Source organism: Paractinoplanes atraurantiacus, from assembly GCF_900215205.1.
GTDB lineage: Bacteria > Actinomycetota > Actinomycetes > Mycobacteriales > Micromonosporaceae > Actinoplanes > Actinoplanes atraurantiacus.
In genome coordinates, this window is sequence record NZ_OBDY01000050.1 from 16,747 (window position 1) to 41,453 (window position 24,707).

The 24,707-nt window shown below is 70.0% G+C and carries 19 protein-coding genes; 8 read left to right on the forward strand and 11 right to left on the reverse strand.

Translation table 11 applies throughout. The features are described from left to right. Nucleotide 1 precedes the first annotated feature (1 nt). Nucleotides 2-1,534 carry a glycosyltransferase family 4 protein gene (locus CRP55_RS49635; RefSeq protein ID WP_097329102.1) on the reverse strand — a complete coding sequence of 511 codons (1,533 nt, stop codon included), beginning with the start codon at nucleotides 1,532-1,534 and terminating at the stop codon, nucleotides 2-4. A 139-nt stretch (nucleotides 1,535-1,673) separates the two neighbouring features. Here CRP55_RS49635 and CRP55_RS52645 point away from each other — a divergent pair, with 139 nt between their 5' ends. Beyond that, the gene (locus tag CRP55_RS52645; protein WP_143235520.1) at nucleotides 1,674-1,877 is read left to right on the forward strand and encodes a hypothetical protein; all 204 of its coding nucleotides are present in this window, start codon (nucleotides 1,674-1,676) and stop codon (nucleotides 1,875-1,877) included. A gap of 104 nt (nucleotides 1,878-1,981) precedes the next feature. Here CRP55_RS52645 and CRP55_RS49640 read toward each other — a convergent pair whose 3' ends face one another. From CRP55_RS49640 to CRP55_RS49650, 3 genes are read right to left on the reverse strand one after another with little or no spacing between them, the layout of a single operon-like run. After that, entirely contained in the window at nucleotides 1,982-2,242 is a 261-nt protein-coding gene (locus CRP55_RS49640) for a hypothetical protein (RefSeq protein ID WP_097329103.1), read from the reverse strand. Continuing rightward, nucleotides 2,239-2,610 (reverse strand): DUF1622 domain-containing protein, encoded by a 372-nt coding sequence (locus CRP55_RS49645; RefSeq protein WP_097329104.1) that lies wholly within the window; start codon nucleotides 2,608-2,610, stop codon nucleotides 2,239-2,241. The genes CRP55_RS49640 and CRP55_RS49645 overlap by 4 nt, the downstream gene beginning before the upstream one ends. A 34-nt stretch (nucleotides 2,611-2,644) precedes the next feature. Then, nucleotides 2,645-4,435, reverse strand: a complete 1,791-nt coding sequence (locus CRP55_RS49650; RefSeq protein ID WP_097329105.1) for an AfsR/SARP family transcriptional regulator — start codon at nucleotides 4,433-4,435, stop codon at nucleotides 2,645-2,647. A 144-nt stretch (nucleotides 4,436-4,579) separates the two neighbouring features. On the opposite strand from CRP55_RS49650, the gene CRP55_RS49655 reads away from it, so the two are divergent. Next, nucleotides 4,580-5,980 (forward strand): FAD-binding oxidoreductase, encoded by a 1,401-nt coding sequence (locus tag CRP55_RS49655; RefSeq protein ID WP_097329106.1) that lies wholly within the window; start codon nucleotides 4,580-4,582, stop codon nucleotides 5,978-5,980. A 904-nt stretch (nucleotides 5,981-6,884) separates the two neighbouring features. On the opposite strand, the gene CRP55_RS49665 is transcribed toward CRP55_RS49655, so the two are convergent. Continuing rightward, a complete protein-coding gene (locus CRP55_RS49665) occupies nucleotides 6,885-8,876 on the reverse strand; it encodes a M6 family metalloprotease domain-containing protein (RefSeq protein WP_097329108.1) in 1,992 nt (663 codons plus the stop codon). A 95-nt stretch (nucleotides 8,877-8,971) separates the two neighbouring features. Between CRP55_RS49665 and CRP55_RS49670 the strand changes: the two genes are divergently transcribed. The 3 genes from CRP55_RS49670 (at nucleotide 8,972) to CRP55_RS49680 (ending at nucleotide 18,153) form a co-directional block, all read left to right on the forward strand. Next, nucleotides 8,972-11,782 (forward strand): beta-galactosidase, encoded by a 2,811-nt coding sequence (locus tag CRP55_RS49670; RefSeq protein WP_097329109.1) that lies wholly within the window; start codon nucleotides 8,972-8,974, stop codon nucleotides 11,780-11,782. Continuing rightward, nucleotides 11,779-12,291, forward strand: coding sequence for a hypothetical protein (locus tag CRP55_RS49675; RefSeq protein WP_097329110.1), 513 nt, complete (start codon nucleotides 11,779-11,781; stop codon nucleotides 12,289-12,291). Before CRP55_RS49670 ends, CRP55_RS49675 begins: the two co-directional genes overlap by 4 nt. Before the next feature lie 141 nt (nucleotides 12,292-12,432). After that, entirely contained in the window at nucleotides 12,433-18,153 is a 5,721-nt protein-coding gene (locus CRP55_RS49680; protein WP_097329111.1) for a ThuA domain-containing protein, read from the forward strand. Between the two features lie 96 nt (nucleotides 18,154-18,249). Here the strand turns inward: CRP55_RS49680 and CRP55_RS49685 are convergent, their stop codons facing one another. Further along, the gene (locus CRP55_RS49685; protein ID WP_097329112.1) at nucleotides 18,250-19,086 is read right to left on the reverse strand and encodes an MBL fold metallo-hydrolase; all 837 of its coding nucleotides are present in this window, start codon (nucleotides 19,084-19,086) and stop codon (nucleotides 18,250-18,252) included. 93 nt (nucleotides 19,087-19,179) lie between these two features. Here CRP55_RS49685 and CRP55_RS49690 point away from each other — a divergent pair, with 93 nt between their 5' ends. Next, a complete protein-coding gene (locus CRP55_RS49690) occupies nucleotides 19,180-20,331 on the forward strand; it encodes an acyl-CoA dehydrogenase family protein (protein WP_097329113.1) in 1,152 nt (383 codons plus the stop codon). Here CRP55_RS49690 and CRP55_RS52650 read toward each other — a convergent pair. Both CRP55_RS52650 and CRP55_RS49700 read right to left on the reverse strand, forming a co-directional pair. After that, the gene (locus tag CRP55_RS52650) at nucleotides 20,328-20,822 is read right to left on the reverse strand and encodes a PASTA domain-containing protein (RefSeq protein ID WP_143235522.1); all 495 of its coding nucleotides are present in this window, start codon (nucleotides 20,820-20,822) and stop codon (nucleotides 20,328-20,330) included. The genes CRP55_RS49690 and CRP55_RS52650 overlap by 4 nt on opposite strands. Nucleotides 20,823-20,974: 152 nt before the next feature. Beyond that, nucleotides 20,975-21,739, reverse strand: a complete 765-nt coding sequence (locus CRP55_RS49700; protein ID WP_097329115.1) for an NPP1 family protein — start codon at nucleotides 21,737-21,739, stop codon at nucleotides 20,975-20,977. A gap of 84 nt (nucleotides 21,740-21,823) precedes the next feature. On the opposite strand from CRP55_RS49700, the gene pdxY reads away from it, so the two are divergent. Both pdxY and CRP55_RS49710 read left to right on the forward strand, forming a co-directional pair. Then, the gene (pdxY, locus tag CRP55_RS49705; RefSeq protein ID WP_097329116.1) at nucleotides 21,824-22,675 is read left to right on the forward strand and encodes a pyridoxal kinase PdxY; all 852 of its coding nucleotides are present in this window, start codon (nucleotides 21,824-21,826) and stop codon (nucleotides 22,673-22,675) included. A gap of 37 nt (nucleotides 22,676-22,712) precedes the next feature. Then, nucleotides 22,713-23,069, forward strand: coding sequence for a YbaB/EbfC family nucleoid-associated protein (locus CRP55_RS49710; RefSeq protein WP_179855700.1), 357 nt, complete (start codon nucleotides 22,713-22,715; stop codon nucleotides 23,067-23,069). On the opposite strand, the gene CRP55_RS49715 is transcribed toward CRP55_RS49710, so the two are convergent. The 3 genes from CRP55_RS49715 to CRP55_RS49725 form a co-directional block, all read right to left on the reverse strand. Next, entirely contained in the window at nucleotides 23,047-23,337 is a 291-nt protein-coding gene (locus CRP55_RS49715) for a hypothetical protein (protein WP_097329118.1), read from the reverse strand. The genes CRP55_RS49710 and CRP55_RS49715 overlap by 23 nt on opposite strands. 1 nt (nucleotide 23,338) lies before the next feature. Next, nucleotides 23,339-24,379: a WXG100 family type VII secretion target gene (locus CRP55_RS49720; RefSeq protein WP_097329119.1), complete on the reverse strand. Its 1,041-nt coding sequence runs from the start codon at nucleotides 24,377-24,379 to the stop codon at nucleotides 23,339-23,341. Beyond that, on the reverse strand, nucleotides 24,380-24,707 hold a 328-nt coding region (locus CRP55_RS49725), incomplete at its 5' end, for a transposase (protein ID WP_179855701.1).

Genomic DNA, 24,707 nt, shown 5'->3' on the forward strand with positions numbered 1-24,707 from the left:
CCTAAAGCCCGAGTCGCGCCAGGAGTTCAGCGATCGCCGCGTCCCAACTCGCCCTGGCGCCGATCTGCTCGCGGAACTGTGCTGCCCGTTGGAAGGCGCGGTGAGGATCGGCGAGGGTGTTCGTGAGCGCTGTGGTCCAGATCTTCTCGACATCGGCGTCCACGCCTCGCGTCGGCAGGATCTCCGGCGGACGAGCCTCGTCGGTGAACATCGACGCGATCATCTGGGCCAGCCCACTCTCCACGCTGACGAGCACCGGGACACCTGCGGCGATCGCTTGGTACGTGGTGAGTCCGAACCCTTCGTGGTGGGACGGCATGGCGACCACCTGTGCCTGCCGGAGATCCGTACTCAGCTCCCCCTCGGCGGACGTGTAGGGGCGGAAGGTCACCTCGAGAACCTGGCCGGCCACCATCCCGATGCGGTCGCGGACGTCTTCCGCCGCTATGCCACGGATGACCAGCTGGAGGCGCTGATCCCTGAATCGCGGGTGCGCGGCCGCGGTGCGCGCCGCTCGGACGAACATGTCGATCTCCTTGGACATGCCGTCCCCGGGAGACGCCATGAGCAATATCCGCGGAAGCCCGGGCGGATGGTGGGGGTCCACCATCTGTCCCCAGTCGTGTAAGCCCGGCTCGAGGTTGACGACCTCGGGCATCGTGCCGGGACGGCGGCGCAAGCGGTCCCGAATCAGTTCGGTGAGCTGCGGGCCGACAGCGGCCACGAGGGTGGCTGTGGCGGCCAGGTCGATTTCCACCTCGCGGCGAGCGTCTCCGAGCATGCGTGTGAGGTGCTCGTTTTCTTCGGCGCTGTCCAGCCGGTCGGGGTCCGTGTGCACGACGTGTATCCGTCGCGCCCGCGGGAAGTAGAGCCTTTGCAGCCCATAGGCGTACGAGCCGACTTGTCGGCCATGGCCGACGATCACGTCCGGCTGGTAGTCCCGATCGGTGAACCTCGGCTTGGCCAGCATGAGGTGTCTGCCGTTGATCCCGGGGATGGGCTCCGGGGTGACCAGGCGGACACCTGCGCTGGTGGCCGAGTTCAATTCTTCTCGTGTGGCCGCGGGAACGGCGACCCGCACGTCGGCTCCGTCGGCGGCAAGAGCGACCGCCAGGTCACGGTTGAGGGTGGAGATGCTGCCGAGGCCCGCATCCCACCCGCCGGCGACCAACAGGAAGCGAGCGGCGCGACCGCGGTCGGCCGGGCTGATCAGCTGATCGTCATCCGCGCTGTCGACCGGGGCCTCGAAGACCGGGACCGTATCCGCAGCGGGTGGTCCGGCCTTTCGTGCGGCGATCCACAACAGCCGGAAGGCCTCGATGTCACCGCCCAGTGCTTCGACCACCAGCTCGACCTGGCCCCAGGCGGGCAACGTGGGGGCGCGCAGTACCTTCGCCACCGTGGTGTGGCTGATCGCCTTGCCGGTGCGACCGGCGATGGTGCGGGTGCTGGGCTCGCCGTCGTGCAGGTGCAGCTCACGGATCTGCGCCCGCAGGCGGGCCAGCGGGTGATCGTCGGAGGGCTCGGCTGACATGGTGATCCGAGCATCACGAGGTTGGAGCCGATCGTCAACTTCTGTAAAGCGTTGTCAGCGTTTGGAGTGGCCTGTCAACGGCCCTTCCCGGGAGCTGAAGGTTGAGCAAGACCCACTCCCGTACGGAAGGAACCTCCCGATGACGACCGCTCCTACTGTTTCCCGGGCCGTGTGGATCGGCTTCGCCCTCATCGCGGGCGTGCTGATCGGCGCCACCACCGGCCTGCTGTCCCATGCCGGCGGCGTGCCCGTGCCTCTGGCCATCGTGGCCGGCGGCGGTGCCTGCGGCGCCACGATCGCCCTCGTCCTCACCCTGGTCCGCTACGCCACCGACGGTTCGTGAGCGAGCCACCGGTCCAGCCAGGCGAAGGGTTCCTCCTGCGTGCACACGGTGCAGATCGAGGGGGTCGGATGACAGGCGGACGGTGCGGCGGAGCCGGACTCCGGCTATTGATGAACGTCGCGGGGCCGGGCCGAAGCGCTGATCGCCCGGCTCACCACCTGCCGGACGGCGATGATGGCCACGACGGCCAGCAGTTGGGTGGCCGAGGTGGGCAGGGCCAGGCGCAGCAGGCCCGCGGCCAGCCAGAAGTCCAGGGCCGTGCGCAGCGCGGCGCGACCGTCGCGGGCGACGGCCAGGACCAGCGCGCCGCAGACGAGGCCGGCGGCCACGCAGAACAGTGACGCGTACTGGAGGAGCGCGGTCACGGCGCGGGCTCCCGCCGGGCGAGTTCGTCGCGCTCCTCTTTGATCTCGCGGGTCAGGAAGAAGTTGAGCGCGGTCCGGATGGCGGCCACCGCGGCCAGCTCGGCGATCTCCCGCAGGGTCGGCGCGATCGCGGTGCGCAGGATGTCGGAGGCCAGCTGGAACTCCAGGCCCAGCGCGAGGAACCGGCCCAGCTCCAGCCGCACCGGCACGAACGCCTCCGCGCGCCTCTCGCGCAGGCCGACCACGACGAACCGGACGAAAGCCACCATGGCCCCGACGAAGATGATCAGCGCTCCGGCCGCCTCGACCAACCGCACCATCAGATCGACGGCCTCGGACAGCCACCGCTCGCTGAAGATCTCGTTCACACCGGCCAACGTACGCCGGTGGGGCGTACGCCGATCACACAGTTCGGAGGGTGCGTGTTCGTCGCGCGCGGGTGACGACGGCCTCGCGGTGGGCCGGGGTGTGCGCGGCGATCGCCTGGCGGCGGCCGAACCAGCGGACGATCTCCAGGTAGCGGTAGCGCTGGTAGCCGGCCGGCTCGACCAGGTGCGCGTCGGCGATCGACTCCATCCGCCGCTCGGCCTCGGTCTCGGGCACGTCGAGCAGCCGGGCGGCGGTGGCCACGGTGATCTCGTCGTCGTCGGCCGTCGCGACCCGCGCGAACGCGGCCGCGGCGAGCGGGTCGCCGGCGCGCAGCGCGGCCAGGTCGCGTTCGAACGGCGCCTCGACCCGGACGCAGTCCTCGTGCAGGGCGACCGGCTGGCGCATCTCCACCCGCAGCCGGTCGCCGATCGCCGCGACCGACCAGCTGGGGCGGGCGGCGAGGCGCTCGGCGCCGAGCCGCACCGCCAGCGGCAGGTGGGAGCAGGCGGCGGCGAACCGCAGCGCGGCCTCGCGTTCGGCGTCGACCCGGTCGCGGCCGGCGACCCGGCGGAAGAGCTCGACGGAGTCGTCCGGGTCGAAGGCCGGTACGGAGATCCATCGCGTGACCGACGTGCTGGGCAGGCGGCGGCTGCCCGTGACGATCGCGGCGCTCCCGCTTCCGGCCGGCAACAACACCTTCAATTGCCCGGGTGTACGGGCATGGTCGAGCACGACGAGCAGGCGGCGGCCGTGCGAGACGGTCCGCCACAGCGCGGCCTGTGACGCCGCATCGTCCGGGACCTCCGTTGACGGCACGCCGAGCGCGCGCAGGAATCCTGGCAGCACCCCGCGGTCCTCGCGCAGGTCGGCGTAGAGCTGCCCGTCCGGGAACCGCTCCCGCAGCCGGTGGGCGAGGTGGACGGCCAGCGTGCTGGTGCCCACCCCGCCGAGCCCGACCAGGCCGACGGCCGGCGCGCTGAGCCCGTCGGCCACGAGCAGGTCGGTGACCCGGTCGATCAGATCCGCGCGCCCGACGAAGTCGCGGATGCCGGGCGGGAGCTGCGCGGGGGCCGGGTCGTCCGGTCGCGAAGCCGGCTCGCCGGCCAGGATCCGCTGGTAGGCGCCGCGCAGCGCGGCGCCCGGGTCGAGACCGAGCTCGTCGGCCAGCAACTCCCGGATCCGCTGGAACTCGGCGACGGCCATCGCCTGCCGGCCGGTCCGGTACAGCCCCACCATGAGCAGCGCGCTCAGGCCCTCGTCGAGGGGATGCTGCTCGACCAGCGCGCTCAGCTCGGTGACCGCGGCGGCGGCGCCGGCCGACTCGACGTCGAGCGCGAGCCGTTCCTCGGTGGCGGCACGCCGTTCCCGGTCGAGCCGGACCCGCTGGGCGGCCGCGTACGGCCCGGGCACGTCGGCCAGCGCCGGGCCCCGCCACATCCCGTCGGCCCTCTGAAACGCCTGCGCCGCCCGGCATTGCTCGCCCGCCTCCCGCGCCGCGCGGGCCCGGGCCACCGCCGCCGTGAAGTCCGCCAGGTCCAGAGTTCCCGGGCCGAGCCGCAGCAGGTAGCCGCCGTTGACGGTCGCGATCACGTCAGCGCCGAGGGCCTGCCGCAACCGGGAGACGTACGTCCGCAGGGTGAGCGCACTCGTCCGCGGCGGATCCTCGCCCCACACCGCGTCGATCAGCGCCTCCAAAGTGGCCTGTCGCCCTTCGCGCAGCGCCAGCGCGGTCAGCACCGCCCGCTGCTGCGGCGTGCCGAGATCGAGCTCCTCGTCGCCCGCCCACGCCCGCACCGGGCCGAGCACCTGAATCCGCAGCGTCATCGCGTAGTCCCCCCGTCACGTGCCCCATTGAAGCCGGTCGTGAGCTGGGCATCTACCTTCTGTCAACTCTTCGTCGAACCGGGCGCCGCTCAATGGACCTCCTGCGGCCGGCGTCAGTGCCGGCCCGCCTCGAAAGGCCGTTACATGAGCACGTTTCCGTCCACCGCTATTCCCCCGGCCGACATCGCCGCCCTGCGCGCGTCCGTCGCCGGTCCCGTCCTTCAGCCCGGCGACGAGGGCTACGCGGAGGAACTCCCGGCGTACAACCTCACCGCCGTGCACACACCGGCCGTCGTCGTCGGCGCGGCCAATGCCGAAGACATTCAATGGGCCGTACGCTTCGCCGCCGCTCACGATCTGCCGATCGCCATTCTCGGCGCTGGCCACGGCACCTCCGTCTCGTCGGCCGGCTCGGTGCTGATCACCACCCGCCGGCTGACCGGCCTGGCCATCGACGAGAACGCCATGACCGCCCGGGTCGAGGCCGGCGTGCGCTGGGCCGAGTTCATCGAGCTGGCCGGCAAGCTCGGCGTGGGCGCGCTGAACGGCTCGTCCCCGACCGTGACGGTGGTGAGCTACACCCTCGGCGGTGGCCTCGGCCCGTTCGGCCGCAAGTACGGCTACGCCGCCGACCACGTCACCGCCCTGGACGTGGTGACCGCCGACGGGCAGCTGCGGCACGTCACCGCGGACAGCGACCCCGACCTGTTCTGGGCGCTGCGCGGCGCCAAGGGCAACTTCGGGGTCGTCGTCGCCATCGAGTTCACCGTGTTCCCGATCGCCACGTTCTACGGCGGCGGCATCTTCTTCCCGGGCGAGCTGGCCGGCGAGGTGCTGCACCGGTTCCGCGAGTGGACCCGGGACGTGCCGGAGGAGATGTCGGCCTCGGTCGGCCTGCTGCACCTGCCGGCGGCCCCGTTCGTGCCCGAGCCGCTGCGCGACCGGCTCGTCGCCCACCTGCGCATCGCCTACCTGGGCTCGCCGGCGGACGGCGAGGCACTGGTCGCGCCGTTCCGGGAGCTGGGCACGCCGATCATCGACGCGGTCGGCCCGATGCCGTACGCGGCGGTCGCCGCCGTCCACAACGACCCGGTCGACCCGCTGCCGATCTACGAGCACGCGGCCCTGCTGCGGGAGCTTCCGGCCGAGGCGGTCGAGGCGATCCTGCGGTACGCCGGACCGGAGGCCGATTCCCCGCTCGTGCTGGCCGAGGTGCGGCACCTGGGTGGTGCGCTCAGCCGTACCCCCGAAAGCCCCAACGCCGTCGGCAACCGTGACGAGACGCTCTACAACGTCTTCCTGGTGGCCGCCGGCGGCCCGCCGGACGCCGAGGCCCTGCACGCCTACGAGCAGCGGCTGATCGACGCCCTGGCGCCGTGGTCGACCGGCCGCCGCTACCTGAACTTCATGTTCGCGGCCGACGCCGCCCCGGAGACGGCCGCCCTCGCCTACGCGCCCGGGGTATACACCCGGCTGGCCGAGATCAAGCGCCGCGTCGACCCGGCCAACCTGTTCCGCGTCAACCACAACATCCCGCCCGCGTGATCCCCGGGCCCCGGAGCCAGTCACCCTGGTGGGGGGATGCCGGCGGCGAACGACCGTCGGCAGCATAGGTTCACCTGGTGACCGCCCAGCCCGGCGTGGTGACGTTCTACCTGGCCTTGCCGTACGAACCGGCGGCGCTCGCGGCGGCCGCGGTCACGGCGGCCACACCGGGCGCGGGATATCGCCGATTCGTCCCGCTCAGCCAGGCCGCCCAGCGGTTCGGCGCCACCGACCAGGACATCGCGCGGGTCGGCGCTGCGGTGACGGGGCTCGGTATCGGGTTCGCGGTCGATCCGACCCGGCTGTTGGCCCGGCTGACCGGCACGCCGGCGCAGTGGCAGAAGGCGCTCGGGGTGCCCCTGGCCCAGCAGGCCGGCTCGGCCGCCGACCCGTTCGACGCCTACGCGCTGCCGAGCCGGATCCCCGACGGGCTGGAGCCGGCCGGCACCACCCTGCTGGCCGGTGAGGCCGCCGTCTACGACCCGGCGAGCGACGGTTCCCGCGCGCCGTCGGCCAACACCCCGGAGGTGGCGAAGGCCGGGCAGAAGGCGTGGCCGCTGAACGCCGGCAGTCCGATCACCAACGTCGACCCGGAGGCCTCGCTGGACCTGCAGACGGTCGCCGCCGTCGCGCCGGGTGCGGGGCCACGGTGTCGGCGCCCACGCTGTCCTATCCGGTGTCACCGTTCGTCACCGCGGTGGGTGGCACGCGGCTGGTCCTGGGGCAGGGCAACGCCCGTACGGGAGAAGTGGTCTGGAACGACAGCGTGTACGGCGCCCAGGGCGCCGGCGGAGGCGGCGCCAGAGCCGGATCAGCGGATCGGCCCGCACCGTGCCCGATGTCGCGGCGCTGGCCCTGGTGAGCGCCGGCGGCCACCCTGCCCGCGGCCGGCTGACCGGCCATCTCACTTCCGGGACGTGCAGGAGGTTGTGGCTTTGACCGCCGGGTTGCTTTCCGAGGTCAGAGTCACGGTGGTACGGCGGGTGTCCTTCAGCCAGACCTCGGCCGACGAGGTCTTCCCGGCCGCGACGCCGATCACCGTGCGGGGCAGTGAGGCGTTGGGGGCGGTGACCCGGAAGACGTCGGCGGCCCGGCCGGTGTTGCGCACTCCGATGGTGCAGCGGGCCCAGCCGGTGCGGTCGGCGCGGGCAGTGTCGGGGTAGGCGCGGACGCCGCGGGTGGCCGGGCCGGCGCCGTCGAGGGAGCGCACCGCCACCTCGTACGAGAGAACACCCTTGCGGTCCCGCTTGCGGTCCAGGATGTAGAAGTGCAGGCGGTTGGCCGTGTCGACGTACTCGAAAGCGCTCCCCGAATTTGTCCCGGCGTGGAACAGGGCGTCGGAGAGCTGGCGGTAGTCGCCGATCGTCATCTTCTGGGGTGTGCCGTCGGGCAGAACGAAGTCGACCTTGTCGATGTCCTGCGGGTTGGCGTCGATCGTCCAGATGAACGGTGCCGCGTCGGCGTTCTTGGTCTTGGCCAGCAGGACGCCGGAGTCGGGAGTGAACGAGTCGAAGCCCATGCGGTCGACGACTTCGAGGGTGTAGTTGTCGTAGCCGCCGCCGTCGCAGAACGGGTCGGTGGCCGTGTCGCAGGCGGGGCTCAGATCGCCGCCGTCGAGGACCACGTTGATGCCCGGTCGTCCTTGGTCGACAGTGCGAGCGGTCACTCGGGTCACCACGACGCCTGACTCGGCCAGCGCCGCGCGGGAAAGCTGGAGCACGTCGTCCACGATGCCGAGCTTCATCTTGTTGCGCAGCATGTGCTGGGCGCCCATCGACGAACCCGAGGTGCCGGGGATCAGCCAGCGGCTGTGCGGGCCGCCGGGACCGTTGAAGGTGCCGCGGCTGAGCATCTCCCAGGGGCCGCTGTAGTCGCGGCGGGCCGGGACGCTGTACGGGTTGTTGTAGTTGTCGCCGACGCCGAGGATGTGGCTGAACTCGTGCGCGTAGGTCGACATGCCCGAGCTCTCGGCCTGCAGCGAGCTGCCCTGGGTGGCGTTGGGCCAGATGTTGGCCGAGGCCTGCCACGAGGTCCAGTCGACGTAGCGGGTGGCGTTCCAGTTGGGCAGGGCGGCGTCCGGCGGCCCCCACTCATCGGTCACGTCCTCTTTGGTCGTGAACTTCATCGGGCCGAACTCCTGCCAGGTGGCCGACTCGTCCTGCCCGGCCGAGAGGAAGAAGACGAAGTCGTACTTGGCCGCCTCGGCCTCACCGACGGCGGCGACCCAGGCGGCGCGGGCGTCGGTGCGCAGGTTGCGGTTGCAGACGTCGCCGGCCGGGCAGCCCTGGCCGCGCTGCATCTGAGCCTCGATGCCGTACTCGTGGCTGTCCGAGGGCATCTGGTAGACGCCGAAGGAGCTGAGCTCGATGCCGAACCGCCCGTTCGAGTCCTCCATCCAGTATTCGTGGATGGTGTGCCCGCGGTTGAGCTTGCCCGGCTTGTTGAGGAAGTCCCGATAGAACTGGGGAACCTCGGACCGGGCCAGATTTTGTACGCCGGACGGGTTGCCGTAGATCGTGGAGTTGGCCGGCTGCGTGACGACGAACGGCTGGTTCGGGTAGTCGACGAGCACGAGGGCACCGTTGAAGTTGCGCTCCGACCCTTTCACCGCCGGGTCGGCCCAGTCGGTGCCGGGAATCGGCTTGTAGTCCGACCAGGTCATGGTGTCGGGCAGCTCGTAGCGCTGCGGATCGACCGGCTGTGGCCCGCTGCCTTTGCCGCTGAGCGCGGCCGCCTCGTCGACCTGCCACGGCTGCGTCTGCGGCCAGTGCCGCATGCGCCAGGGCGTGTCCGGGTCTCCCGGCGGCGCGGCCGAGGCCGGCGTGGCGGTGAGGGCGCCGGCCAGGGCCAGCACCACAACGGACGTTGCCGAGACCAGGCGCCGCGCACTCGTCATCCGCTCATCTTGGCAAACCCATAGACGTCATTCAATGGTTATGATGCGGGAGCGCTCCCATCGGGTGACGCGTCGTGCGCGTGGAGAGGCTCGGCATGAAGGTCGGTCGCATCCTGCTCGTTCTGGCTCTGGCGCTGGCCGGGGGTGGGCCGGCCGGTGCGCCGGCGGCCGCGGAACCGGTGCATCGGGTCAGCTATGACAAACACTCGCTGATGGTCGACGGGCAGCGGGTGCTGGTGCAGGCGGCCGAGTTCCACTACTTCCGGCTGCCCAGCCCGGAACTGTGGCGCGACATCCTGGAGAAGGAGAAGGCGGCCGGGTTCAACGCCGTGTCGGTCTACTTCGACTGGGCGTTCCACTCACCGGCGCCGGGGGTCTACGACTTCAGTGGCGTACGCGACGTGGACCGGCTGCTGCGGACGGCCGAGCAGGTGGGGTTGTACGTCATCGCGCGGCCCGGCCCGTACATCAACGCCGAGACCAGCGGTGGCGGCTTTCCCGGGTGGCTCAAGCTCGTGCCGGGGCGGGCCCGCAGCAGCGCGCCCGGCTACACCGCCGCCTATCGGGACTGGCTCGGGCACATCAACCCGATCATCGCCCGGCATCAGATCACCCGGGGCGGGTCGGTGCTGCTCTACAACGTCGAGAACGAGTACGCGGTGAACACCGACGCCGCGTACATGCAGGACCTTCAGGACACCGCCCGCGGGCACGGCATCGACGTCCCGATCACCACGAACCTGTGCTGCGACGCGGCGTCGTGGACCTCGACGTGGGCCTCGGGGCCCGGCGCCGTGCAGATACCGGGAGTGGACGACTATCCGCAGTCCTTCGACTGCGGCAACGCGGCGACCGTGTGGGGTGCGTGGGGCGCCGGGATCACCGAGCGGGTGCGGGACGACGTGCCGGTGTTCGCCGCCGAATATCAGGCGGGGGCGATCGACGTGAACAACGCCGGGTACGAGGCCTGCCGCGAGCTCACCGGTGTGGCGTACACCCGGTATTTCCCGAAGAGCAACCTGATCACCAGCGGGGCCACGGCCTTCAGTCACTACATGGGCTTCGGCGGTACGAACTGGGGCTGGCTGGCCCAGCCCAACGACGTCTACACCTCGTACGACTACGGCGCCGCCATCACCGAGACCCGGCAGCTCACCGCGAAATACGACGAGTACAAGCGGCAGGGCTACTTCCTGCACGCGGTGGCGGGCTCACTCACCCGGACCGATCCGGTGGCCGCGCCGGCCGCGGCCGGGCTGGAGACGCTGGCGCGGGCCAACCCGGACGACGGCGCCCAGTTCGTGCTGGTGCGCAACCCGGGGACGGCGGCCGTGTCGAGCACCCTCGACTGGGGTCCCTACGCCTTTCCGGTGACGCTCGCCGGGCACGACGCCAAGGTTCTGGTGGGCGGGTACGCGCTCGGCGGCCAGCGGCTCGTGGCGTCCACCTCGGAGATCCTGACCCACGAGACGATCGGCGGGCGGGACGTGGCAGTGCTCCACGGCAACCAGGACGCGCCCGGCGCGACCGTGCTGCGCTATTCGTCGAGGCCGCGGGTGACAGTGCTCGAAGGCCAAGTCACCACAACCTTCGATGCCGGTCATCTCAGGCTCGACTACACGCACACCGGGCTGGCCCGGGTGCTGATCGACGGCGGCGGGCGACGGCCGCTGCTGCTCCTGCTCGGCACGTCCGAGGCCGCGGCGTCGTTCTGGCGGGCCGACACCGCCGCCGGCCCGGTCCTGGTGCGTGGCACAGCACTGCTGCGCTCGGCGACCGCTCGGCCCGGGACTTTGGCGCTGCGCGCTGACACCGCTGCGGCCGGGCCGGTCGAGGTCTTCACCGGCGGGCGCGCGGTGACGGTCAACGGCGAGCGGGTCCCCACCCGCCGCACGCCGAGCGGATCGCTGCTGGGCCGCCTGCCCGGGCCGCGGCCGGTCGCCCTGCCGGCGCTCACCGGCTGGCGGCAGCACGCCGAGGCGCCCGAGGCCGCTCCCGGCTTCGACGACTCCCGCTGGGCCCTGGCCGACAAGACGTCCAGCCTGAGCCCGTTCGCTCCGCTCACCCAGCCGGTGCTGTTCAGCGACGAGTACGGCTTCCACACCGGCAGCGTCTGGTACCGGGGCCGGTTCACCGCCACCGGCGGCGAGACGTCGGTGTCGCTCAACGCGATCACCGGCAAGCGCGGCAACTACCTGGTCTGGCTGAACGGGCGCTATCTCGGCTCGGCCGCCGGCGGCGTCCAAGCCGACTCCGACGCGCCCGCCAACCCGTCGCCCGGTGCGGGCGAGTTCGCGGTGCCGGCCGGTCTGCTGAAGCCCGGCGGCCCGGCCGTGCTGTCGGTGCTGGTGCAGAACATGGGCCACAACGACGACTGGACGGCCGACGACAACCGGTTCCGCCAGCCCCGTGGTCTCGTCGGGGCCCGGGTCAACGGCTCGGCGGCGCCGGTGACGTGGCGGATCCAGGGCACCGCGGCGATCGACCCGGTGCGCGGCGGCCTGAACAACGGCGGCCTCTACGGCGAGCGGGCCGGCTGGACCTCCCCCGGCTACGCCGACCGGAACTGGCCGTCCGCCGGCACGACCGTGCCGGCCGGCGTCACCTGGCTGCGCACGGCGTTCCAGTTGGATCTGCCGTCCGGACAGGACACTTCGGTGGTGCTGCGCTTCGCCGGCCCGCCGCCGGCCGGCTACCGAGCCGTCGTCTACCTCAATGGCTGGCAACTCGGCCAGTACGGCGCGGAGATCGGCCCGCAGACCGACTTCGTCCTGCCGGCCGGCCCGCTACGCCAGAACGGCCGCAACACCCTGGCCATCGCCGTCATCGCGACGTCGCCGAGCAGCGTCACCACGCCCACCCAGGCGGTCGCGGGCCGCCAGCGCGGCGGAGTGCAGGGCTCGTGAGCGACGAATCGGTGTCACCGCTCGACACCCGCCTCTTCCCAGACCTCGCCGAGCGGGGCGGCCTGGGACCGGCCTGGCGCGACGCGGCCCGGCGGGCGGGCGCCGACCTCGACGAGATCTCCTGGCCCGACGGCTTCTTCCGGCTGAACAGCGCCTCGATCCCGGTGGAGGGCGGCCGGATAGACCTCGAGACGGTGCGCGACCAGCGCCTGTTCTTCATGCACATCAGCGTCGGCAGTCATCCCTGGCTGTGGGGAGGCAGCGACGACTTGGAACAGCTGGCCCGGGCCGCCGCCATCTGGCGGGACGGCAGCACGATCCGGGCGATGATCGCCGCCTTCCCTTTCCTGGAGACCAGCCGGTTCGTGCAGGCGCGCGAGAACGGCCAGGTCGCCATCTGGTGCGAGGGCGGCGGCTATGAGGTCTCGACGTCCTGGCGGGGCGCCGTCCGGCCGGCGGCGACGCCCGCCGAGGCGGTCCGCCTCGCGGTTGAGGAGATGCCTAGTTGACCTTCAGTTACCGAACCGTTACACGCTGGGCTCTTGCTTGAAACGTGGCCAAGGGCCGAGATTTGTCCAAGGAATAAACAAATCTTTGCGGGATGGCTATTCGGCGGGCCGGACCGACCTAACAGGACACAAGGAGACCCTGTGCCCCGTCGAAGTTTCCGTGCATTGATCACGGCTGCCCTGTTGTTGTGTGCCCTTCTGACAGCTCCACATCAGGCCGCTGCCGCGCCGGCCGCCGCCGCGGCCGATCCGTACTCGGTTCTCGTCTTCTCCAAGACCGCCGCGTTCCGGCACGACTCCATCCCGGCCGGGATCGCGGCCATCAAAAAGCTCGGTGAGGACAACGGCTTCACCGTCGACACCACTGAGGACGGGGCCGCGTTCACCGACGCCAACCTGGCCAAATACCGGGCCGTCGTCTGGCTTTCCACCACCGGCGACGTTCTGGACGCCGGGCAGCAGGCGGCCTTCGAGCGCTACATCCAGGCCGGCGGCGGGTACGCCGGCATCCACGCCGCCTCCGACACCGAGTACAGCTGGCCCTGGTACGGCGAGCTGGTCGGCGCCTACTTCAACAACCACCCGGCCAACCAGCAGGCCACGGTCAAGGTCGAGGACCACGCTCACCCCTCGACCGCCCACCTGCCGGACACCTGGCCGCGGTTCGACGAGTGGTACAACTTCCGCACCAACCCCCGCAGCAAGGTGCACGTGCTGGCCACCCTCGACGAGACCAGCTACAGCCCCGGCACCGGCGCGATGGGCTCCGACCACCCGACCGCCTGGTGCCGCGACTACGACGGGGGCCGGACCTGGTACACCGGCGGCGGCCACACCAACGAGTCGTTCGCCGATCCGCAGTTCCTGGCCCATCTGCTCGGCGGCATCCAGACCGCGGCCGGCGTGGCCGACGCGGACTGCGGGGCCTCGCTGACCAGCAGCTTCGAGAAGGTCTCGCTCGACGGCAACACGAGCAACCCGATGGAGCTGGACATCGCCAAGGACGGCCGGGTCTTCTACGTCGAGCGCGACGGGCGCGTTCAGATCATCAAGCCCGACACCGGCCGTACGGTCACCGCGGTCGACCTCGATGTCTTCACCGGCAATGAGGACGGCCTGATCGGCATCCGGCTCGACCCGGACTTCGCCACCAACGGCTGGGTCTACCTGTACTACGCCCGCAACGACGGGACGCCCCGCAACCTGCTGTCGCGCTTCACGGTCACCGGCGACACCATCGCCGTGGCCAGTGAGAAAGTCGTGCTCCAGGTCGACACGCAGCGCAACACCTGCTGTCACGCCGGCGGCAGCATGACCTTCGACCGCGACGGCAACCTCTACCTGGCCACCGGCGACAACACCAACCCGTTCGAGTCGGACGCGTACACGCCGATCGACGAGCGGGCCGGCCGGCAGGACTACGACGCCCAGCGCTCCGCGGGCAACACCAACGACCTGCGCGGCAAGGTGCTGCGGATCCACCCGGAGGACGACGGGTCGTACACCGTCCCGGCCGGAAACCTCTTCGCTCCCGGCACTGCCAAGACGCGGCCGGAGATCTTCGCGATGGGCTTCCGCAACCCGTTCCGGATCGGCACCGACCCGAAAACCGGCACCCTCTACGTCGGCGACTACGGGCCGGACGCCAGCACCACCAACCCCAACCGGGGCCCTGAGGGCACCGTGGAGTGGAACATCGTCGGCAAGGCCGGCAACTACGGGTGGCCGTACTGCACCGGCGCGAACTACGCGTACAACGACTACCAGTTCCCGTCCGGGCCGAGCGGCGCCAAGTTCGACTGCGCGGCCCCGAAGAACGACTCCCCGAACAACACCGGCCTGACCGACCTGCCGCCGGCCATCGCGGCCACCGTCGACTACGACTACGGCGGCAACCCGCGCTTCCCCGAGATCGGTGGCGGCGGCGCGCCGATGGGCGGACCGGTCTACCGGTACGACGCGGCGCTGAGCTCCGACCGCAAGTGGCCCGCCTACTACGACGGCAAGGCCATGTTCGGCGAGTGGAACCAGTCCAAGATGTACACAATGCAGGTCTCCGCGGACGGCAAGTCGCTGGTCGACATCAACCAGCTGCTGACCGGGATGAGCTTCATCCGGCCGATGGACTTCGAGTTCGGCCCGGACGGCGCGCTCTACATGATCGAGTGGGGCAGCGGGTTCGGCGGCAGCAACGACGACTCCGGCGTCTACCGGATCGATTACGTGGCCGGGGATCGAGCGCCGATCGCCGCGGCATCGGCGACACCGACCTCCGGGCCGGTGCCGCTGACCGCGAAGTTCTCCAGCGCCGGCTCCCGTGACCCGGACGGCGGCGCGCTGACCTACGCCTGGACGTTCGGCGACGGTGGCACCTCGGACGAGGCCAACCCCACACACACGTACACCAAAGCCGGTAATTACAACGCCCAGCTCACCGTCACCAACCCCAAGGGGCGTACGGCGGTGGCCAACGTGCCGGTGACGGTCGGCAACACCGCGCCGACGGTGTCCATCGAGTTCCCGCCGGACGGCGGCTTCTTCGACTGGGGCGACCAGGTCAAGTACACGATCAAGGTGACCGACCCGGAGGACGGCACCATCGAGTGCGACCGGATCCAGCTGCAGGTGCTGCTCGGCCACGACGAGCACGCCCACCCGCTGGAGCAGCACACCGGCTGCACCGGCACCGTGCAGACCGCGCTCGCGGCCGGCCACGGCGCCGAGGCCGACGTCTTCGCGGTCTTCGAGGCCACCTACACCGACAACGGCGGCGAGGGCGGCGCGGCCGCGCTCACCGGCCGGGCCATCGAGCAGTTGCAGCCCAAGCGCAAGCAGGCCGAGTACTACACCGGCACCGGCCGGGTGGCCGGCAGCACCGGCGGCGGCGACGCCGGCGTGCAGCGGGAGACCGCCAGCGATCCGGCCGGCGGCGGCCAGAACATCGGCTTCATCGAGGACGGCGACTGGTGGTCGCTCGACCCGGCCAGCCTGACCGGCGTCGACTCGATCCGCTTCCGGGCGGCCTCGGCCGCGTCCGGCGGCCAGATCGAGATCCGGTCCGGGGCCGCCGACGGTCCGCTGGTCGCCACGGCGACCGTGCCGGGCACCGGCGGATGGCAGACCTACGTGGACGTCACGGTTCCGGTCACCGCGGCCGACACCGAGTCACTGTTCTTCGTCGCCCAGGACCCGGGCGGCGGCACGGGGTCGCTGTTCAACGTGAACTGGATGGACTTCCTCGGCCGGGGCGTCACCGAGAACGCGCCGCCCACGGTGAGTGCCACGGCGACGCCGGCGAGCGGCACGGCGCCGGTCACCGTCGCCTTCGACGGCACGGCGACCGACGCCGAGGGGGACACCCCACTGACGTACGCCTGGGACTTCGGCGACGGCGGTAAGGCCGACACCCTCGACGCGACCCACACGTACCAGGCGCCGGGCAACTTCACGGCCACGCTGACCGTGACCGACAAGCGCGGCGCCAAGGCGTACACCAATGTGCCGGTGAAGGTCGAAGCGCCGAACACGGCCTGTTTCGGGGCGCGCTCGGACGACTTCCTCGGCTCCAGCCTCGACCGCAGCCGGTGGTCGGTGGTCCGGGAGGACCAGACCTTCTCGGTCGGTGACGGGTCGCTGAAGCTGCCCACCATGGTGGGCGACCTCTACGGCGCCCGCAACGACGCCACCAACCTGGTGCTGCAACCGGCGCCGAGCGGGGCCTGGCAGGCCACCACCAAGATCACGCTGCCGGTGACCGCGAACTACCAGCAGGCCGGGCTTCTGGTCTACGGCGACGACGACAACTACGCCAAGCTGGATCTGCTGTTCAACGGAGCCCGCACGGTCGAGTTCATCCGGGAGACCGCCGGAACACCGCGCAACGAGAGCGGCGACAGCACGTCGGCGCCGGTCGGTGACACCTTCTACCTGCGGCTGATCAGCGACGGGACGAACCTGACGGCCCAGGCCTCGGTCGACGGGCAGAACTTCACGGCGGTCGGCCGCGCGGCCGCGCTGGCCGGCATCGTGAACCCGCGGGTCGGTGTGTTCGCGCTCAACGGCGGCACCACGGCGCCGGTGGTGAACGCGGCGGTCGACTGGTTCCAGATCACACCGGACGCGCCGGCGGAACCCGCCGCGCCGTCGGACGAGTTCACCGGCGCGGCCCTGGACCCGTGCCGCTGGAACGCGATCGTCCGCGGAGACTCGACGGCGTACCGCATCGCCGACGGGGCCCTGCGGATCGACACACCAACCGGTGACATCTACGGCACGGGCAACACCGCGCCGAAGAACTTCATTCTGCAGAAGGCGCCGTCCGGCGACTGGACGGTGGAGACGAAGGTCGACGGGAGTGCGCTGAACGAGCGGTACCAACAGGCCGGTCTGATAGTCTACGGCGACGACGACAACTACGTGAAGCTCGACTTCGTCGTCGACAACGAGGCCGGGCAGGCGGTGAGCCGGCGCATCGAGTTCCGCAGCGAGATCGGGGCGGCGGTGCAGGATCCGCAGCCTCAGTCCGGCAACCTGACGTCGGGGGTGTGGCACCTGCGGCTGGCCAAGGCCGGCAACACCTACACGGCGTCCTATTCGGCGGACGGTACGACGTGGACGTCGTTCCCGGCGCTGACCAACGCGGCCGTGTCGAAGGTCGGTCTTTACAGCATCGGAACTTCGCAAGCCGCCCCGAAGACGGTGGCGTTCGAGTACTTCCGTCTGACCGCCGCCAACTCCGACACCACCGCTCCGGTGACCGCGGCGTCGGTCTCCGGCACTCCGGTCGACGGATGGCACACCGGGGACGTCACGGTCACCCTGACCGCGACGGATGCCTCCGGCGTCGACAAGACGGAATACCAGGTCGACAACGCCACCACGTGGACCGCCTACACCGCGCCGGTCGTGGTCACCGGTGACGGCTCGCACGACGTGCGGTTCCGGTCGACTGACAAGGCGGGCAACGTGGAGGCGGCGAAGTCGGTCGCCGTGAAGATCGACACCACGGCGCCGCTCACGACGGCGGCGTTCGCGCCGGCGAACGACAACGGCTGGCACGCCGGGGCCATCCCGGTCACGCTCACCGCGGCCGACGCCGGGTCGGGGGTCGGCAAGCTGGAGTGGTCGCTGGACGGGGGCGCGTGGACCCCGTACACCTCGCCGGTGGACATCAAGGGTGACGGGCAGCACGAGCTGCTCTACCGCTCCACCGACAAGGCCGGAAACGCGGAAACCCTCAAGTCGGCGGTCGTACGGATCGACGGGACCAAGCCGACACTGCTCGTGTCCGGTGTGGCCCACGGTCAGCTTTACGGCGACAGCCAGGACGTGCGCATCTCGTGGCAGGCGGTCGACCCGACCTCGGGCGTCCAGAGCACCAGCGCGACGCTGAACGGCCAGGCGTACACGAACGGGGCGCTGCTGGCCCTGTACGAGTTGCCGCTGGGCCTGCACGACCTGACGGCGACCGCGGTCGACAAGGCGGGCAACCGCACGACGACCACGGTGCAGTTCTACGTCACCACCTCGTTCCGGGACATGCAGAACCTGCTGGACCGGTTCAAGGCGACCAGCCGGCTCTCGGCCAAGGCCCACAAGGACCTGTCGAAGAAGCTGGACGCGGCCCGCAAGGCCGAGGCGGACGGCAAGGACGACAAGGCCATCAAGGAGCTGAACGCCTTCAAGAAGGCGGTCACCGACGCGGCCCCGGCCGCCGACATCCGTGACACCCTGCTCCGCGACGCCGACGCCATGATCGTCCGCCTGGGCGGCACCGCCAGCCCCGCCGGCGTCAAGGCGAACAAAGGAAAGACAGTGAAGAACCTGGGCCGCCTCGGCGGCGATCCGACCCGTATCCGCTAACTCCGTTTCGCAAGACTGCGGCCCGTCCCGTGCACAACGGGGCGGGCCGCGGTCGTCTCAACTCAGCCGCCCACTGCCGCGAGACGACCGGCCGGGTCAGGTCCGCGGCTTCGCCCTTTTCGCGCCGCCCCACAGCGAGCCGGGGTTGGCGCGGGTCGGGTAGCGCTTCAGCATCGCGCCGTACAGTTGCTCGGCTGTGGTGGTCTGTTCGGCGAGCGTGTTGAACGTGCGCAGGTAGTCCGCGGTCTGGGCGAGGATGGCCGGGTCGTCGGGGAGATCGGGCTTTTTGTGGCCGGCCACCACGGCGGCCGGGTCGAGTCCGCGCAGCCGGTCGGCGGTGGCGGCCCGCTGCTCCCGGGTCTCGGCTGTGGTTTCGGCCAGGTAGGGGTGGATGTCGTTGTAGGCGACGTCGCCGGCGACCAGCAACCGCAGATCGGGTGACCAGAGGGCGGTGGTGTTCTCGGTGTCGGAATAGCCGGTGCCGACGATTTCCAGCGGGCTTCCCTCGAGGTCGAGGGTGCTGCCGGCCAAGGGCTCGGGCAGTTGGAGCGGTTTGGGGATCTGGCCGGGGAAAAGGCGTTCCCAAAAGTCGTTCAGGTACTGCGGGCCGCCCTGGAATGCGGTGAGGCGCACGGTGGCTTCGGTGGCGACCGCCCGTACACCTGGGAAGGCTTTGGCGATCTGCCCGGCGCCGAAGAAATGGTCGCCGTGGCCATGCGTGATGTAGAGGTGGGTGAGACGCCGGTCGAAGGAGCGGACCCACTCGATGAGAGTCTCGTTCTGCTCGATCGTGGTGTAGGTGTCGATGAGCACGGCGTCGCGCTCGCCATAGATGAGCGTCGCTGAGTTGGCGACCCAGAGCAGATCCTCGGGCCCGTAGGGAAGGTCGCGGGTGACGCCCGGGCGGCGGGCGGAATGAACGGCGTACTGCATGGCCTCGAAGGTACTTATGGTGCGACGATCGTTGCGGTCGCCGGCGTCAGGGTTGCCCGGCCGGGCAGCGCGCGGTGCACGGGAGGTCCGGCTATGTATGACGACCCTTTCGAGACTTCTGAGCGGGCGGCGTTGCGAGAAGCGACTGCGTTATTCGTACGGAGGGAGATCGTGCCCCACCTCGGCGAATGGGAGCGGGACGGCGAGATACCGCGGGAATTGCATCGGCGGGCGGCCAAGGCGGGACTGTACGGAATAGGGTTCGCCGAGGAACACGGCGGTGACGGCGGGGACACCGTCGATGCGGTGGTCGCGGCCGAGGCGTTTCTGGAAGCGGGCGGGTCGTCGGGGTGTCATGCGGCGCTGTTCACGCATGGCATCGCGCTGCCGCACATCGTGGCTTCGGGGGACGGTGGGCTGATCGATCGCTTCGTCCGGCCGGCGCTGGCGGGGGAAAAGGTGTGCGCGCTCGGCGTCACCGAGCCGGATGCGGGGTCGGATGTGGCGTCGCTGAGGACCACCGCGGTGCGGGACGGCGACGAGTACGTCGTCAACGGGGCCAAGATGTTCATCACGTCGGGTACGAGGGCCGATTTCGTGACGACTGCCGTGCGTACAGGCGGACCTGGGGCCTCGGGGTTGAGTCTTCTGGTCGTGGAAAAGGGGACGCCGGGATTCGGGGTGTCGCGGCGGCTGGACAAGATGGGGTGGCTCTGCTCGGACACGGCGGAACTGTCGTTCGCCGATTGCCGGGTGCCGGCGCGCAATTTGATCGGCGCCGAGAATGAAGGGTTCCCGCTGATCGCGCAGGTGTTCGTGCCGGAGCGCATCATCGTGGCGGTGCACGCGTATTCGGTGGCGCAGAGATGCCTGGACCTGACGGTGGAGTACACGCGCGAGCGGTCCACGTTCGGCAAGCCGTTGGCGGCGCGGCAGGTGGTGCGGCACAAGCTCGTGCAGATGAGGCAGCGCATCGAATTGGCCCGGACATATACGCGCCGGGTGGCGCTGAGGCACGCGTCGGGCGAGATGGTCGCGGGGGAGGCGTGCCTGGCGAAGAACGCGGCGGTGGACGCGTGCAAATACGTGGTCGATGAGGCGGTCCAGTTGCACGGCGGAATGGGCTACATGCGCGAGTCGGAGGTGGAACGGCATTACCGCGACTCCCGCATCCTCGGCATCGGCGGCGGGGCCAGCGAGGTGATGGCCGACCTCGCCGCGAGGATCTTCGGGTACGCCGGTTAGTCGTCGCTGTACTTCTTGACCGTGGCGGTGATGAGAGACCCGGACTCGACCGTGGAGCCGGGCTTCAGATCCTGCGCGAGGACGACCCAGTTCGCGTCGATGACCGGCAGGCGATGCGCTCCGGTGGCGTCCTTGGCGGGAGCGACGATGAGCCCGGCCGAACGCCGCAGGTCCTGTGCGGACTGATAGTCCAGTCCTACGCCGCTGGGCACCTTGATCTTAGCTGGAGCCGCCTTTGTGACGGGCGCCTTTGTGGTGGGCGCCTTTGTTGTGGGCGCCTTTGTGGTAGGCGGCGCGGAAGTGGGCAGATCCGCGGGCTGGGCGGGAACGGCGGCTGTAGTCGCGGCCGCTGCTGGGGTCGAGGGCGTGGTCTGCTGGGCGGACGCCTGCGCGGCGGCGGCGCCCTTTGCGTAGCCCTCCTCGAAGCTGTCCTTGGCATCGCCGCTGGAGACTGCGGCGATCACCGTGCCGCCGACGCAAAGAATGAGCACGGCACCTACACCACCGAGAATCCACGGCAGCTGGCTGCGCTTTTTCGGTGGCGGCGTCGGCGTGGGTTGCGGATATTCGGTCCCGTAAGGGCCTGCCGGCCCCAACCTAGGGCGAGGCTGGGGCCGGCGGGGTCGGTCGTTCGGAGTCGCTTTCAGGCGTACGGGCTGAAGGGGATGCCGGACGGCTTGGCGGCGTTCAGCAAATACTCGAAGGAGCCGTCCTTGATTTTGATGGTGGCCGAGCCGAAATTGGCGGCCATCAGCTTGTCGCGCAGGGTGACGGTTGGGTAGCCGTTCCAGTCGACCAGAGCCGGGTAGCGCCAATTGTGGTAGTGGTTCTCCGGGGGCTCGTCGTTGCTGTTGGCCAGCCGGAAGAAGTGGGTCGAGGCGCCGTCCTTGTGGTAGACGACCTTCGGGTGGCTGCCGTCGAAACGTACCTGGGAACGGGTGTAGGTCACCTGCGAGCTGTGCTGGGTCGTGGTGACGTACTCGACCTGGTTTGAGGTTTGGTTGACCCAGGAGATGACGTGTTCCCAGTCGTGGCGGTGGCCGCCCAAGCCGCTGCCGGCTACGGCCTGGTCCTTTTCGAAATAGCTGGCGTAGACGATGGCGCACCAGCCGTTGTTGCATTTCGCGCGGGCGTACGTCTGTGAATTGTCGAGGTCCCATTGGTCGCGGCAGGAGCCGTTGACGGCGCCGGTGGTGTTGAGGCCGCCGTTGAGGGTGCCGTCGGGGCCGATGGCGGGGACGGCGTAACAGCCGTCGGTGTCGTAGTCGTAGGCGGGGGAGAACGATTGTTCGTATCCGCCGGCGTTCTGGGGGAGGTTGTGGGGAGGGTCGGCCAGGGCGGGGGAGGCCGCGACCAGGACCATGAGGGCGGCCAGGCCGGAGACGGCCCCGAGACGTACGAGACGCATGGCTGATCTTCTCGGGTTTGATTTAAAAGCGTCAATAGATGGGGCGTGAACACATCGCGGCGGGCGGGTCCCTAGGCTGGAGGCATGAAGGTTCTGTCCATCCAGTCGGCGGTCGCCTGGGGCCACGTCGGCAATTCGGCGGCCGTGTTCCCGCTCCAGCGCATCGGCGTCGAGGTCGTGCCGGTCTATACGGTCAATTTCTCCAACCACACGGGGTACGGGGCGTGGCGAGGCCCGCTGATCCCGCCCGCGGACGTGGCTTCGGTCTTGCTGGGCGTGGAGGAGCGGGGCGTGTTCCCGCAGATCGACGCGGTGTTGTCGGGCTATCAGGGCGGCGTCGGCATCGGCGACGTCATTATTGATGCCGTACGCAGGGTGAAAGCGGCCAATCCGGCGGCGGTCTACGCCTGCGACCCGGTCATGGGTAATGCGAAGTCGGGCTGCTTCGTGGCACCGGAGATTCCGGAACTGCTGCGCGACCGGGTCGTGCCGGTGGCCGACATCATCACTCCGAACCAGTTCGAGCTCGGCTTTTTGACGGGCACCGAGCCGGCGAGCATCGAGTCGACGCTGGCGTCGGCCGATCTGGCCCGCGAAATGGGGCCGTCGACGGTGCTGGTGACGAGCGTGGAGCGCCCCGACCGCGCGGAGGGCACGATCGAGATGCTGGTCGTGGACCCGGCCGGCGCCTGGTTGGTGAACACCCCGCACCTGCCGTTCAAGGCGAACGGCTCGGGTGATGTGACGGCGGCGTTGTTCACGGCGCATTACGTGGCCACGAAGGATGCGGCGATGGCTTTGGAGCGTACGGCGTCAAGCGTCTTTGATTTGATTGAGACGACATATCGCTCCGGCCAGCGCGAGTTGCAGTTGGTGGAGTCCCAGGAGTTCTACGCCAGCCCACGAATGCAGTTCAAGGCCGAACGGGTGCGTTGACGGCGTCTCTTAGCGTGAGACCGTGATGGATGAGCCGTTGGACGGGCTGGCGGTGGAGCGGATCGAGGAGCGGCAGCGGGGCTTCGAGGAGCGCGCTGCCCAGGCTCGAGCGCTGACCGAGCGCGTGGCCGGGCTGTCGGCCACGGCGCGGGAGGGCGACGGGATCGTCGAGGTGACGCTCGGGTCGAATGGCCAGATCGTCGATCTGCGGCTCGACGAGGAGATCCGCCGTCAGCCCGCGGCCGCCACGGCCCGGCAGATTCTGGCCGCTGTGAAGGCGGCCGATCAGGAGTTGGCGCGGCAGTTCGCTCAAGCGACGGACGAGACCATGGGACTCGACAGCGCGACCGGCCAGGCTCTGATGAAGGGCTTCAGGCCTCAGGAATCAGGGTGATCTCGGGCCGGCCCTCGGGGCGGCTGTCGAACGGGTAGCGCTCGGTGCCGGCCGGGATGCCGACACGGCCCAGCCAGATGCCGTGACGGCAGCGGTCGCACCATGCGGTGATGGAGCCGGTCCGGCTGTCCGGATAGCCGTAGAACGTGAGCTGAATGTGGCCGCCGTCGCCCTCCGGGCAGGGGACGTCGATCGGCTGCGGGAAAGCCTCGTAGACCTTGCTGAAGGCCTGATACCACGACTCCCAGCGGCGCTCGGCCTCCGTCATCTCATTCCCCCTCAAGAAGGTGCTTGTGTTCCTGCCACCAGCGTTCCTCGTAGGCGTACGCCCGGGCCTCGTAGGCCTTGCGGGCCTCCTCGGTCCACGGGAACGGTAGCCCGTCGCGCAGCTCGTCGAGATGGAACCGCTCGTGCGCGAGCGTGCGGGCCAGTTGCTCTTCGTCCATGAACGCGTCCCGGGCCAGTTTGATCTCGCCGTCCGGCATCGTCACACCGTAGAACTCCTTGCCGGGCCCGCCGCCGCGACGGAACTTGTCGATGGTGAGGGCCACGTCCTCCATGTCGATGCCGTACTTCTCGGCCAGCGCCAGCACGTTGTCGCGGCTCATCAGGATCTTCTTGCCGTTGCGGGCGATGCCGTCGCCCTCGCGGAACAAGCCCTTCTCCAGGCCTCGGGAGCCGCGCAGGCGGGCGATCAGGTCCTGGATGATCTCGCCGAGCCGGCGCACCATCGTGCCCAGGTTGCGAAGGCTGGAGATCAGGTCCTTGAGCCAGCGCGCGATCTTCGCGGCCCAGGACGCGCACAACGTGGTCACCTGCTCGACCACCAGCGGCGTGGCTGTGCCGAGCGACGCCAGCAGCTCACCGGCGTACACAATCAGCCTGGAAACGACCGTGGCGACCGCGTCCCGCACCATCATCCGCACCGTGGCGATCAGCAGCCCGGCGCCCTCGGTGATCAGCGCCATCGTGTCGGAGGCCCTGGCCAGCGCTTGGAGCGACTGGTCGCGCTGCTCAACCCATTTGCTGTACGCGTCGGAAGCGGCACCCTGCCATTCGCTCAGGTCGAACCGCGCCGCCCGGGTCAGCTCGTCCGACTCGGTGCGCAGACTTTCGGCCACGTTGCGCCAGGTCTGCGCGTGACCGGCGATGGCGCCCGGGTTGCCGGCCAGCCAGTCGAGGGCCTCCGAGAGCGGCTTGACGTGTTCGATCAGCCACGCGATGCCGTACTGCAACAGCGCGCCCACCGGATCCGACACCAGGGCCAGCCCGTCCAGGCCGGCGCCGACCGCTCCCAGCGTGCCGTCCACCTAGTGTCGTGAGTCGTTAATGCGTGTGCAGTATCGCTTGATGGATTCGAGGATCTGGTCGGCGGTCTTGGTCCAGACGTAGGGCCGGGGGTCGTCGTTCCAGGTCTCGATCCAGGCGCGGATGTCTTTGTTGAGTTCGCGCACCGAGCGGTGGGTGCCGCGCTGCAGCTTTTTGGTGGTTAGTTCGCCGAACCAGCGTTCGACCAGGTTGAGCCAGGAAGAGCTCGTCGGGGTGAAGTGCAAAACGAAGCGTGGGTGGGCGGCCAGCCAGCGTTTGATCGCCGGGGTTTTGTGGGTGGACGCATTGTCCAGAACGACGTGCACGTCC

Coding starts and splice junctions, on each gene's coding strand:
- CRP55_RS49635 (WP_097329102.1), bottom strand. CDS start 1,534: ATGTCAGCCGAGCCCTCCGACGATCACCCGCTGGCCCGCCTGCGGGCG.
- CRP55_RS52645 (WP_143235520.1), top strand. CDS start 1,674: ATGACGACCGCTCCTACTGTTTCCCGGGCCGTGTGGATCGGCTTCGCC.
- CRP55_RS49650 (WP_097329105.1), bottom strand. CDS start 4,435: ATGACGCTGCGGATTCAGGTGCTCGGCCCGGTGCGGGCGTGGGCGGGC.
- CRP55_RS49655 (WP_097329106.1), top strand. CDS start 4,580: ATGAGCACGTTTCCGTCCACCGCTATTCCCCCGGCCGACATCGCCGCC.
- CRP55_RS49665 (WP_097329108.1), bottom strand. CDS start 8,876: ATGACGAGTGCGCGGCGCCTGGTCTCGGCAACGTCCGTTGTGGTGCTG.
- CRP55_RS49670 (WP_097329109.1), top strand. CDS start 8,972: ATGAAGGTCGGTCGCATCCTGCTCGTTCTGGCTCTGGCGCTGGCCGGG.
- CRP55_RS49685 (WP_097329112.1), bottom strand. CDS start 19,086: ATGCAGTACGCCGTTCATTCCGCCCGCCGCCCGGGCGTCACCCGCGAC.
- CRP55_RS49690 (WP_097329113.1), top strand. CDS start 19,180: ATGTATGACGACCCTTTCGAGACTTCTGAGCGGGCGGCGTTGCGAGAA.
- CRP55_RS49700 (WP_097329115.1), bottom strand. CDS start 21,739: ATGCGTCTCGTACGTCTCGGGGCCGTCTCCGGCCTGGCCGCCCTCATG.
- pdxY (WP_097329116.1), top strand. CDS start 21,824: ATGAAGGTTCTGTCCATCCAGTCGGCGGTCGCCTGGGGCCACGTCGGC.
- CRP55_RS49715 (WP_097329118.1), bottom strand. CDS start 23,337: ATGACGGAGGCCGAGCGCCGCTGGGAGTCGTGGTATCAGGCCTTCAGC.